Origin of the sequence: Methylobacillus arboreus, from assembly GCF_020532725.1 — a bacterium.
Classification (GTDB): Bacteria; Pseudomonadota; Gammaproteobacteria; order Burkholderiales; family Methylophilaceae; genus Methylobacillus; species Methylobacillus arboreus.
On the sequence record NZ_JAJAVC010000003.1, the window covers coordinates 440521 to 452564 of the forward strand.

The 12044-nt window shown below is 58.0% G+C and carries 8 protein-coding genes; 5 read left to right on the forward strand and 3 right to left on the reverse strand.

The genetic code is table 11. From position 1 onward, the window contains the following. Window positions 1-35 precede the first annotated feature (35 nt). The gene (gene earP / locus LG198_RS02100; protein ID WP_230341515.1) at window positions 36-1142 is read right to left on the reverse strand and encodes an elongation factor P maturation arginine rhamnosyltransferase EarP; all 1107 of its coding nucleotides are present in this window, start codon (window positions 1140-1142) and stop codon (window positions 36-38) included. Between the two features lie 9 nt (window positions 1143-1151). Beyond that, window positions 1152-1649, reverse strand: a complete 498-nt coding sequence (gene greB / locus LG198_RS02105; protein ID WP_230341516.1) for a transcription elongation factor GreB — start codon at window positions 1647-1649, stop codon at window positions 1152-1154. Between the two features lie 166 nt (window positions 1650-1815). On the opposite strand from greB, the gene LG198_RS02110 reads away from it, so the two are divergent. The 5 genes from LG198_RS02110 to LG198_RS02130 all read left to right on the forward strand — a co-directional run bounded on the left by LG198_RS02110 (window position 1816) and on the right by LG198_RS02130 (window position 11279). Next, window positions 1816-2853: a YjgN family protein gene (locus LG198_RS02110; RefSeq protein ID WP_230341517.1), complete on the forward strand. Its 1038-nt coding sequence runs from the start codon at window positions 1816-1818 to the stop codon at window positions 2851-2853. A 10-nt stretch (window positions 2854-2863) separates the two neighbouring features. Next, window positions 2864-3889: a M48 family metallopeptidase gene (locus LG198_RS02115; RefSeq protein ID WP_230341518.1), complete on the forward strand. Its 1026-nt coding sequence runs from the start codon at window positions 2864-2866 to the stop codon at window positions 3887-3889. A gap of 45 nt (window positions 3890-3934) precedes the next feature. After that, window positions 3935-6688 carry a PD-(D/E)XK nuclease family protein gene (locus LG198_RS02120; RefSeq protein ID WP_230341519.1) on the forward strand — a complete coding sequence of 918 codons (2754 nt, stop codon included), beginning with the start codon at window positions 3935-3937 and terminating at the stop codon, window positions 6686-6688. Next, window positions 6685-10080, forward strand: coding sequence for a UvrD-helicase domain-containing protein (locus LG198_RS02125; protein WP_230341520.1), 3396 nt, complete (start codon window positions 6685-6687; stop codon window positions 10078-10080). Before LG198_RS02120 ends, LG198_RS02125 begins: the two co-directional genes overlap by 4 nt. A gap of 293 nt (window positions 10081-10373) precedes the next feature. Beyond that, on the forward strand, window positions 10374-11279 hold the full coding sequence (locus LG198_RS02130; RefSeq protein WP_230341521.1) for a choice-of-anchor A family protein: 906 nt from the start codon (window positions 10374-10376) through the stop codon (window positions 11277-11279). A 125-nt stretch (window positions 11280-11404) separates the two neighbouring features. On the opposite strand, the gene LG198_RS02135 is transcribed toward LG198_RS02130, so the two are convergent. Then, entirely contained in the window at window positions 11405-12043 is a 639-nt protein-coding gene (locus LG198_RS02135; protein WP_230341522.1) for a DedA family protein, read from the reverse strand. Window position 12044: the final 1 nt, after the last annotated feature.

Below are 12044 nucleotides of genomic sequence, written 5' to 3' on the forward strand. Positions count from 1 at the left end.
GACTTAAAAAATGGTGAATTGTAAAAAGTCGCGCATTATACCTGAGATTGCTGAAAATTTCTCACAAAAATAATCAGTTGGGATGCCATATCTGCTTGTTCAGCAAGGGTTTGTGCCTGTTGCACGGTATGCTGGCGGATGGCGGGCAGGGCCTTGGCCAGTTGGTTCCAACTGGTGGGTGCCAGCTGCATGCGCGCCCAGGCGAGGTGGAATGCGTGCCAGGTATTTGCTGTCTCGGTTCCTAGCCCTGGAAGGTAGCGCTCAAGAAAGGCTTCAAGCTTGGTGATATGGGTATCTTCGTCTTGCAGGTAGGGTTGCCAGACGAAAGGCCTGCCCGCCCAGATGGCGCGGATCCAGCTATCCTCACCGCGCACAAAGTTGAGATCGCACGACCACAGCAGGCGGTCATAGTCCGGCTGGCTGATAAAAGGCAGGATAGTGACCGTGAGCGCGCCTTGCGTCCGTTGTTCGCCCGCTTGCAATGGGGCGCTGTTGAAGAACCGGCGTACGGGTTCCAGCAGGCTGCTTTCCGGGATCAGGCATAGCACCTGGCGTTCACTTTCCGCCATGCCAGCCAGCAAGGTGGCAATATCGGCTTGCGGGTAGGCAAACAGCGAGACGCGCAATGCTTGTTCTGAAAGAGTGAAGGATTGCTGGTAGTCATCGCGATGGGTCAATAGGTCGCGTTCGCGCAACAGGCCGCCGGTACGGTCCGTGAAGCCGGGGAAGAAAAAGGTTTTTTTCAGCGGCAGCCTGGGATGGGGCGAAGGCTGTAGATGAAATGCTTCCACCCAGGGTTCTGCGCTGAGGTAGTCTAGGTTGATCCAGACGGGCGGTTTTGCCGCCATCGCCTGAACATAGGCTTCGGGCAATTCGCAGGCAAAAGCTTCTATGACGACCTCGGCCACGCTGTCGAATGCAAAATCGTTTGCCCAGTGCGCAATGGTCACGCCATCCAGCACCTGTTGCGGCAGGTGGGCATCCAGGCCAGGCAGCAAGCGTTGCGCAACGGGCAAGTCGTCGACCCATAGCCTTACCCGCACACCATGCTCGTGGGCAAGCTGCCGCGCCAGCCGCCAGCAGACGCCGATATCGCCAAAATTATCGACGATCCGGCAGAAAATATCCCACTGCTTGGGCATTATCCTCTATCAATCCTCTGACGGGGCATGGTAACTGACATCGACTACTTCGTAGCTTTCTTCCCCGGCAGGGGTTTGCACCCGCACGACATCGCCGGGCTGCTTGCCCAGCAGGGCGCGTGCCAGCGGCGAAATCCAGCTGATGTAGCCTTTGGTCGGGTCCAGTTCATCCTGGCCGACGATGCGGTAATGATGTTCGCTCTCGCGCTCCAGGGCATAAAGCTCCACCCAGGCGCCGAAGTAGATTTTCTCCAGGTCCTGCTGGGTTTGCGGATCAACGACTACGGCAATATCCATGCGCTTCATGAGGAAGCGCAGGCGCGAATCAATCTGGCGCAGCCGTTTTTTGCCGTAGATGTAATCGCCGTTTTCGCTGCGGTCGCCATTGCTCGCTGCCCAGGAGACATCGCTGACTACTTTGGGACGTTCCACTTTATATAACTGTTCAAACTCGTCCTTGAGACGCGCGTAGCCTTCCGGCGTGATGTAGTTTTTCTGGTCTGCCATAGGCTCGCAAGGTAGGGTGCAAGTCGCTGGCTGTCAAGCGCATGGGGGCCGAAAAACTATAGCCATTGCATGAGTATGAGTTTTGGAGGTAAGCTCAATCCGCCTTGCAGGCAAGGTAAACATATAAATTTATATAACAGCGTCACAAAACCTTAAGGGGAGTTTTATGATGAGTGAGGAACAAAAAACGCCTGTCGTGTTTACAGGCAAGGCAGGCGAGTATTTCGGCATCTGGATTGTCAATTTGCTGTTGAGCATCCTAACCCTAGGGATTTATTCCGCCTGGGCCAAGGTGAGGCGCAAGAAGTATTTTTACCAGCATACATTCATTGACGGCGTTGCATTCGACTACCATGCTTCGCCAATATCGATTCTCAATGGGCGCTTCCTCGCTTTTGGCTTGTTCGTCCTGTATTCGATCAGCGCCGAGATTTCGCCCATATTGTCTGGCGTATTCATCATCGCATTCATTGTTTTTCTACCCTGGATTATCGTGCGCTCGTTGACTTTCAATGCGCGCAATTCCAGTTACCGCGGTTTGCGCTTTGATTTCAAGGGCAGGTTATGGGACGCAGTGCTGTACTACATCTTATTGCCAATACTGATGGTGCTGACGCTGGGCCTGCTGTATCCATTTATTTCCCAGCGGCGCAACCGCTTTCTGGCCGAAGGGCACCGCTTCGGCAGGAGTCCTTTCACTGCCGATTTCAAAGTGAAGAACTTTTACATCGCTTACTTGAAGGCCTTGCTGCTGCTGGTGGGGCTTTTCCTGGCAGCAGGTTTGTTTGTTGGCTTGCTGAATGCCAATAAAGCTGATGCCTGGGCAAAAGAGAGCATGCAGCAGACCATTGTGCCCTTGCTATTCACCTACCTACTGATCCTGACCATTTGCGGGGCCTTCCTGCGCGCCCGTTTGCTCAATCTGATCTGGAATGGCACACAGCTCGAGCATGTCGGCTTCAGCGCTAACTTGCGCTCGCGCGACCTGGTCTGGCTTTATGCGACCAACCTGTTGCTGATCGTGTTTTCGCTCGGTTTGCTGACGCCATGGGCGCAAATCCGCACTATGCGTTACCATGCCGAGCGCCTGAGTCTGGTTGGCGAAACCAATTTTGAGCGGTTTGTCGGCGAGAAAAAGGCCGAGATCAAGGCAACAGGCGAAGAAGTCGGCGAAATGTTCGACGTCGAGCTTGCCTTGGGATAATAGGCTTGTTATGCGTGTTTTCGAGGCGGATTATTTCGATGGCATCACTGCCGATGCCAAGCCGGTGTTCGTGACGCTTGAAGACCAGCACCTGAGCTTTGGCGTTGGTGGCGAATCCGAGCGTTTCCTGCTCAGTGCCGTCCGGCCCCAGGCACCGGTGGGTAGCGCCAGGCGCGTGATCGAGTTGCCGGACGGCGGGCGCCTTGAAACGCGAAACCATGCCGCCTTCGGCAGCTTGCGTCTGCCTGCGGGCAATCGGTTTTGGCGCATGCTGCATTTCATTGAAAACCACCTGGGATGGGTATTGCTTGCATTATTGCTGGCCATGCTTGCAGGCTGGGGAATGATACGCTACGGCGTGCCGCTGGCCGCGGAGCAGGTGGCGCGCATGGTGCCTGCGGACACGGAATCCAGCCTGGGGGAACAGGTGCTCAGGGCCATGGACCACAAGTATGGTTATTTCAAGCCGACCAGGCTGAAGCCCGAGCGCCGGCAAGCCTTGCAGCAGGCATTGGCTGCATTCTGCGCCCGCCAGGAAACATGTCCGCCCCACCGGCTGGAATTCCGCCGTGGCGGTGACATTGGCGCTAATGCCATGGCACTCCCAGGAGGCATTATTGTGGTCACGGATGAGCTGGTGGCATTGAGCCGCAATGAGGACCAGGTGCTGGCTGTGCTCGCGCACGAGCTTGGGCATGTGCAACGGCGCCATTCGCTGCGCCATGCCTTGCAGGCGACATTATCGGGGCTGGTGCTGGTGGCTCTGACTGGGGATTTCGATGCGCTGGCTTCCGGCCTGCCTGCCGTTCTGTTGCAGCTCAATTACTCCCGCAGTATGGAAACAGAGGCCGATGCCTACGCCCTGGCAGCGTTGCGGCAGGTCTGTATCCCTCCCAGTGCATTCGCGGAAATCCTGACTGCCCTGCAACGCCAGGCCAAGGGTGGCAAAATGCCGGAGATGCTCTCCTCGCATCCCGATACGGCAGCCCGTATTGCGCCTTTTGCAGGCGGTTTGCCCGCGCATTGCGGAACGTGAGCGCTATGCGGGGATGCCAGACCATAATCAAGTAAAATCCTGCTAATGAATACTGATCATTTAATCCTCTGCGCTACCGCGCGGCTGGCCCGCGCATTGCAGCTCGACCACGGCAGGGCACAGCATGCCAAGGGGCTGATGCAATGGCCCGTACTAAATGCTTCTACCGTCAACCAATGGCTGGATAGCCTATATGAGGAAGCCGTGCTGCAGGGTGAGATAGACTTGCAGGATGCGCCGCAGGGCGTGCTGAGCAATGTGCAGGAGCGCACACTGTGGGAGGAGGTCATTGCCCAATCGCTGGCGTCCGAGGTGTTGCAGGAGCTGTTCGACATCAAGGGCCTGGCATTGGCGGCACAGGAGGCCAACCAGTTGCTGCTGGAGTGGCGGTTGCCTTTGCCCGATGCGGCCTATAGTGAGGAAACGCGTCAGTTCCTGGCCTGGCGGCGCGCATTTGTAGCCCGATGCAGGCAAGGCGGCTGGATGGAGCCCGCGCGGTATTTCGACTGGCAGTTGGACATGCTTGCAAAAGGGCTGGGGCGGTTGCCTGGTTCTGTGGCATTTGCTGGGTTCGACCGCATTACCCCGCAGATGGCACGTTTGCAGGAAATATTGCGCCAGCGTGGCGTGGAAGTGCAACGTCATGACACTGGCTTGCAGGCGCCGGGACAAAGCCAGCGGATAGTGTTGGTTGACCAGGAGGCGGAATGTCGTGCCGCGGTAGCGTGGGCCAAGACCATTCTTGAGCAGCATTCAGGCGCGAGAGTGGGCATCGTGGTGCCCGAGCTTGCCAAGCTGCGCGGCACGCTGGCACGTCTGCTGGACGATGCCTTGCACCCAGCCTGGGTGCGCCCGGCCTCGGTGGAAGCACCGCGCCGTTACGATTTCTCGCTGGGCCAGCCCTTGAGCCGCGAACCCGTGGTGCAAACCGCGCTGGCGCTATTGCAATTCTTTAGCCAGTACCGCGTTGAGCAGCAGGCTTTTTCGCAATTGCTGCAACAACCTTACTGGTCGCATGCCGTCACCGAGGCCGATGCGCGCGCCCAGCTTGATGCGCGCATGCGCGAATGGCTGCCTTTGTCGCTGAGTGTGCCGCGTCTGCTCAAATTCGTGCATCGTGAGACGGGCAGCGCCCAGGCGCCTTTACGCCTTGCGGGCTTGCAGGCACACATGGCGGCAGCGCTTGCCATCCTGCAGGAGCAGCCGCGCCAGCAGTTGCCTTCTGCATGGGTCGACGCGATTCGCCGCCTACTGGATGCGCTGGAATGGCCCGGCAAGCAGCGCAGCCTGTCCAGTTTCGAGTACCAGGCCATCCAGGCGTTCGACAAGGTATTGCAAGCCCTGGCGGCATTGGATGTGTTGCAACAAGCCATGAGTCTGTCGCAGGTATTGTTGCGGTTGAGAGAGTTGGCGCAGGAGCAGATTTACCAGCCCGAGGCGGAAGGCGAAGTGAGCTTGCAGGTGATGGGCATGCTGGAGAGCGTCAGCGCGCCGCTGGATGGCCTGTGGGTGATGGGCATGAACGACCACGCATGGCCACCACCACCGCGGCCTAACCCTTTGTTGCCCGCCGCCATGCAGCGCAGTCATGGCTTGCCGAATGCCGACAGCGCGGCACAGACGGCATTTGCCCAGGCCATTCACGAGCGCATGTTGCGCAGCGCGCAACATGTGGTGTTTTCCAGTGCAGCGAAGGAGGGCGAACGGGAGCTGCGATTGAGCCCGCTGGTGCAGCCCATCACCTTGCGCGAAGAACCCGTGGCACTGAGCCAGAGCCTGGCGCAAACGCTGGCTGGGCAGCATGCCAGCCCCATGCAATGGCTGGCCGACCATCAGGCGCCGCCGGTGCAGGAAGGCGAGCATGTCTCGGGCGGTACCGGCCTACTCAAGGCACAGGCCATCTGCCCCGCCTGGGCTTATTTCCAGTACCGGCTGCATGCGCGCGCACTGAAAATGCCGGTCAATGGCCTGGATGCTGCCGAACGCGGCACGCTGGTGCATTTCGTGTTGGAGCACTTCTGGCGCGGCCGGGGCCTGGACGACCTGCAAGCCATGAGTGAAGCACAGCTGGAGCAGGCACTGTCTGAGGCGGTGCAAGCTGGCCTACAGGCTTATGCCGAGACTTGTGACGAGGCATTAAGCGATGCCTTCAAGACGCTGGAAACCATGCGCCTGGCCAAGTTGTTGCGTGGATGGCTGGCGTTCGAGAAAACCCGCGAACATAGGTTCACCGTGCTTGCTAGTGAGCAAAGGCAATCGGTCTCGATCGAGGGCGTGGATATCACCCTGATCATAGACCGCATAGACCAGCTCGAGGATGGCAGCCGCATCATCATGGATTACAAGACCGGTCGCAAGCCAGATACCCGCAACTGGGCGCAGGACAGGATTACCGAGCCGCAATTGCCGGTGTACGCCGCTTTCGTGCTCGCCACGGCTGACTCTTCAACGGCGGATGCCAATGCCGGGGAGATTGCCGCGATCGCGTTTGCCATGGTCAGGCTGGAGGAGCACAGTTTTGCCGGCCTTGCCAGGGAAGAGGTGTTGCCGGCGATGCCGGTGCTGGACGATAAGAAGACGCGGGAGGTTTTCCCCGAGGCCGACTTCCCGGATTGGCACAGCGTGCTTGCACATTGGCGCGCGAGCCTGACCGCCGTGGTGCAGGAACTCAAGCGCGGCGAGGCTGTTGTGCGCTTGCAGGATGAAGGCGACCTCGCTTATTGCGAGGTGTTGCCCTTGCTGCGCCTGCCGGAACGGCGCCTGCAGTTCGAGCGCTTGCAGCGGGGAGAGACGGCATGAGCGGCACAGTCGGGCTGGAATCCATGGACCTGTTGCAAATAGACAGCCTGAGCCGGGAGCGTGCGCTGGAGCTGGCGTCGTTCATCGTCGAAGCGCCTGCGGGCGCTGGCAAGACCGAGCTGCTGACCCAGCGCTTCCTGCGCCTGCTCACCACGGTGCAGGAGCCAGAAGAAATCGTTGCCATTACCTTCACCAACAAGGCGGCGGCGGAAATGCGTGCGCGTATTCTCGACAGCCTGCTGATGGCGGCCGGCGGCCAAGTGCCTGAAGCCGCGCACAAGCGGCTGACCTTCAAGCTGGGCGTGGCGGCATTGCAGCACGCGGCCGGGCTGGGTTGGCAATTGCTGGATAATCCGTCGCGCTTGCGTATTTTCACGATTGATTCATTATCCGGGCACCTGTCAAGGCAAATGCCCCTGCTGAGCCGCTTCGGCAGCCAGCCTGCGATCAGCGAGGATGCGGAAACCCACTATCGGCTCGCTGCCGAGCGCACGCTGGCGCTGATGGACGATGAGGCGTTGGGAGAGCCGGTGCGCCTGGCGTTGAGCTATGTTGATAACGATGTGCAGAAGCTCATCGGCCTGTTGATCGACATGCTGGGCAAGCGTGACCAATGGATGGAATACGCCAGCCGCGATGACGCGCCACAGATGGCGCAGCGTGCGCTCGAGCACCTCTTGAGCCAGGATATCCAGGCCGCGGCCAGCTTGTTGGAGCCGCGGCTGCAGCATGCCTTGATGCCGGTGGCGCGCTACGCGGCAAGCAACCTGCCGTGCGACGTTCCGCAGGCCTTGCTGTTGGATTGGGAAACCCCGCTGCCTGCGACTCTTCAGGCCTTGCCTGCCTGGCTAGCCGTGTGCGACCTGCTGCTCACAGGCACGGGCAGCCTGCGCAAGACGGTCAATGTCAGGAATGGTTTGCCGGCAACGCCCGAAGCCAAGCCATTCAAGGAGCAGTTCGCGGAAATAACGACCGTGCTTGCCCAGGTGCCGGACATGGAAGCCGCACTGCACCGCCTGCGCAGCCTGCCGCGCCGCCAGGATGCGCAAGGATGGCAGATGGTGGCGGCGCTTGCGCAATTGCTCAAGCTTGCCGTGGCCCAGCTATGGCTGGTGTTTCAGCAGGCGGGAGAGGTGGATTTCGTCGAAGTCTCCCAGCGCGCGCTGCAGGCCCTGGGCGGAGAGGACGAAACAGCCAGCGACCTTGCGATGAAGCTGGATTACCAAATCAGCCATTTGCTGGTAGACGAGTTCCAGGATACCAGCCCCGGCCAGGTCAGGCTGTTGCAGCGCCTGACCCAGGGGTGGCTGCCGGGAGACGGACGAACCCTGTTTGCCGTAGGTGACCCAATGCAGTCGATCTACCGCTTCCGCAAGGCCAATGTCGGCTTGTTCCTGGAAGTGGCCGAGGAAGGGATAGGCGAATTGAAGCTGGAGCGGCTGCAGCTCTGCCGCAACAACCGCTCGTGCCCGCCCGTGGTCGACTGGATTAATACCACTTTCAGACAGGTGTTTCCGCCACAGGACAGCGTAGTGCAGGGAGCGATTCATTACCGCGAGTTCGTGGCGACCCAGCAGGGTGAAGCCGGGGCCGGAGTGTTCGTACATCCCTTGATTGCCGGTGCAGGTGAGGATGCCGGGGCGTTGCGCATCCGCGAGGCAGCCCGGGCGGTTGAGATCATACGCAGTACCTGGGCCAGCAATCCGGAGGCCAGCATTGCCGTATTGGTCCGTGCGCGTACCCACCTTGAAACCCTGGTAGCGGAAATCCGCCGCCATCACGCCGACTTGCATTTTCAGGCGGTAGAGATCGAGCCCCTGGCCGGGCGCCAAAGCGTGCAGGACCTGCTGGCGCTTACCCACGCCTTGCTGCAGCGCGCCGACCGCGTGAATTGGTTGGCGATATTACGTGCGCCATGGTGCGGCTTGAGTCTGGCGGATATGCATGTCTTGGCCGGGCATGAGCGCTACCGCACCATCTGGTCCTTGCTTTGCGACCGCGAGGTGCTTGAAGCAATGAGCGAGGATGGCCGCAAGCGCAGCCGGCATGTCGTGCAGGTGCTCTCCGAGGCGCTAGGCCAACAGGGGCGCATGCCGCTGGGCCGCTGGCTGGAAAGCGCCTGGCTCATGCTGGGTGGGGCGCAATGCCTGTGGCAGGCAAGTGATATTACCGATGTCGAGGCATATTTCAGGCTGGTGGAGCAGTTGGACCAACAGGGCAGGTTCAGCCTGGAACGGCTGGTGCAGGAGGTAGGCAAGCTGTATGCGGCCCCGGATATCGAGGCCAATGGCCAGCTGCAGTTCATGACCATTCACAAATCCAAGGGGCTGGAGTTCGACACGGTGATCCTGCCGGGCCTGGAGCGCAGGGCGCGCAATGGCGACACGCCGCTGCTCCTGTGGGAGGAGGTGGCGGTGGAAACCGAAGCTGGTGTCAGCACCGAGCTCGTCACTGCGCCGTTCATCCCCAAGGGGGCGACAGGCCGGGATGAGCCTAGCCCCTATAGCTATCTCAAGCTGCTGGAAAAAGCGCGGGCGGATAATGAAAACGCGCGCGTGCTGTATGTGGCTGCTACACGTACCGAACGCAGCCTGCATCTGCTCGGCAGCATTAGCCCGAACAACAAGGGTGAACTGAGGCCCGAGAATGGCACTTTCCTGGATCTGCTATGGCCGCATGTGGTGGCGCAATTCATGCAGGCGGCAGAGCAGGTGCCTCTGGAAGTAACTGCCAGGCCAGAAATGGCACTGGCAGATTTCATTCCCAAGCTGGTGCGGGTGGAGGAACCAGGCATGCCCAGGGTATTTGCCGAAAACAGGCATGACCAGGCTTCTACTGGCCAGCCTCACGAGGAAGGCCCGGTGCTGGGCAGACAGGCCAGCCTGGAGGCGCATATCGGCACGCTTGCGCATAAATATGTTGAGATCATGGCCGCAACCTCTGATCTTGATGGATGGCTTGCACGTTTGCCAGCATTGAAACCAGCCATGGTGCGCTGGCTCCGGCAACAGGGACATTATGGTGAATCAGCGGAAGAGGGTGCTGCGCAAGTATTGAAATTGCTTGAGCTGACCCTGCAAAGCCCAGATGGGCGCTGGGTGCTGACCTCGCGCGACGAGGCCTCAGCAGAGCTTGCCATGGGCCATGTAGGCGAGAACGGCCTAAAGCAATTAGTCGTGGACAGGTGTTTTATAGAAAACGGCGAGCGTTGGATTATCGACTATAAATCAACCCGCTTCCCTGCCGATGCCGATACTGGGACCCTGCTCAAAGCGGCTGAAGCGTTCGAGCCGCAGTTGACAGGATATGCCTCCCTGTTCGCGGGAGAAGGGTTGCCGGTGCGCAAGGCAATCTATTTCATGGCGCTCGGCAAGTTGTGCGAGTTGCCTTGAGCAAGCATGATTGATGCTTCAGATTGATGGTGAATTCTTGACGAAACCATGACAGGAATTGTCAAAATTTTGATGGATGTGTGGAAATTTTGTCACATTGACGCTTTCCCAATACCATTTATTATCGACTGTCCACATAATTCAAGATAATGTGTGAAAAATATTTAATTTTTATGCCATTGAAAAATAAAGGATTTTTATAAAATTTCTGATTGGGAATACGAGTTGGCAAGGATTGGTATAGCGGTTGCTTATAGTAAAGCGAACGTAACCCCACTACAGGAAAAGCGAAGATGAAAATGAAATTAGGTTGGTTGGCAGTAATGGCAGCAATTTCTGCTCCGGCAGCGGCGACCACGATTGATCTTGGGGTTGCATCCAATTACAACGTATTTGTATTTGATAACTACCAAACTTCCCAGTGGGGATGGAGTTCGATTGGCGGCGCTGTTGCAGTGGGTGGCAATGCCAATCTGAGTAATTCCGGTATCGCTAACTCCAATGGCAATGACTATGGTGTGGTAGTTGGTGGCAATTTGACGAAAGCCTACAACGGAATCAATGGAGTTACCTGGGTAGGCGGAGCTGTAAATGCCCCACAGTGGGATAGTTATAACAGCTACAGCAATGGTGCTGCCCCGATAGACTTTGCGGCGGCCAAGTCCAGCCTGAGCGCGCTTTCCAATAGCCTGTACAGCACAACAGCGACTGGCAACGTCGAATACAAATATGGCACCGGCGGTTACTTGACTGGTACCAATTCCGCAATCGAGTATTTCACGCTTAGCGGCAGCGATCTGGCATCCATCAACAACTGGAACTTCAGCAGTATTGTTTCTGGTGCGACGCTGATCCTGAATATTTCCGGTGATTATGCTTCGCTGACTGGCGGCTGGAACACATTCAGCGACTATAACGTTTTGCTCAACTTCTACGATGCTACAACGGTTAATCTTGCCGGCATCAACTTGAGTGCAAGCATCCTGGCTACCAATGCCACGATCATAGGCAGCAACGGTACGGTCAACGGCAATGTGGTGGCCAATAACTGGAACAATGCCCTGACCTTGGGTGCTAACAATGGCTTCGTGGCAATCACTACTGCAGTGCCCGAACCACATCACTACGCCCTGCTGTTGGCAGGCCTGGCTGTTATCCTCGTAACAGCCAAGCGTCGTAGAAAGATGTTGACCGTATAAGGTCTGGACCGTCTGAATCCCGGGGGGGATAGAGGAGGAGAAAGGCGTGGGGTAGCATTACCCACGCTTTTTTCCTTTCTGCCGTTTGCGTTTCCCCTATCTGTTTCGCTGGGATGCAGTTGGGACTAATGATGATCGTGATGATGCACGCGGCGCATGGCCTTGAAGTGGCGCCTGACATACCATACGGCAAAGATCACGCCAACGACGACCAGCACGATATGGAACTGATGGAAGTAAACCTCTAACGATTCCCAATGTTGGCCGAATTTCATGCCGGCATAAGCCAGCAGGAAGCACCAGATCAGGGAGCCGACGAAGGTATAAGCAATGAACTTGCCCAGATGCATGCGTGCTACTCCAGCCGGGAAGGCGATGAAGGTGCGTACCGCAGGCAGCAGGCGGCCGATGAAGATGATGATGTCGCCGTATTTCTCGAACCAACGGTCTGCCAGGTGCAGGTCATGATGGGAAATCAGCACCCATTTGCCGTATTTTTCCACCAGTGGGCGACCGCCGAACATTCCCAAGTAATAGGCTGGAATTGAGCCGACTACACAACCTATAGCGCCTGCGAGCGCCACACCCCATAAGGTTAATTCGCCAGTGAATACCAAGTAGCCTGCAAACGGCATGATGATTTCAGAAGGCAGGGGAATACAGGCTGACTCGATCGCCATCAACAGCACGATGCCGCCATAACCCATGGTCGAGATGATGCCGATGATCCAGGCGGCGACGCTTGCAATGATTTTTTCCAGCATG

Bases quoted from the DNA above. Each gene is read 5' to 3' on its own strand.
- earP (WP_230341515.1), bottom strand. From the start codon at position 1,142: ATGCCCAAGCAGTGGGATATTTTCTGCCGGATCGTCGATAATTTTGGC.
- greB (WP_230341516.1), bottom strand. From the start codon at position 1,649: ATGGCAGACCAGAAAAACTACATCACGCCGGAAGGCTACGCGCGTCTC.
- LG198_RS02110 (WP_230341517.1), top strand. From the start codon at position 1,816: ATGATGAGTGAGGAACAAAAAACGCCTGTCGTGTTTACAGGCAAGGCA.
- LG198_RS02115 (WP_230341518.1), top strand. From the start codon at position 2,864: ATGCGTGTTTTCGAGGCGGATTATTTCGATGGCATCACTGCCGATGCC.
- LG198_RS02120 (WP_230341519.1), top strand. From the start codon at position 3,935: ATGAATACTGATCATTTAATCCTCTGCGCTACCGCGCGGCTGGCCCGC.
- LG198_RS02125 (WP_230341520.1), top strand. From the start codon at position 6,685: ATGAGCGGCACAGTCGGGCTGGAATCCATGGACCTGTTGCAAATAGAC.
- LG198_RS02130 (WP_230341521.1), top strand. From the start codon at position 10,374: ATGAAAATGAAATTAGGTTGGTTGGCAGTAATGGCAGCAATTTCTGCT.
- LG198_RS02135 (WP_230341522.1), bottom strand. From the start codon at position 12,043: ATGCTGGAAAAAATCATTGCAAGCGTCGCCGCCTGGATCATCGGCATC.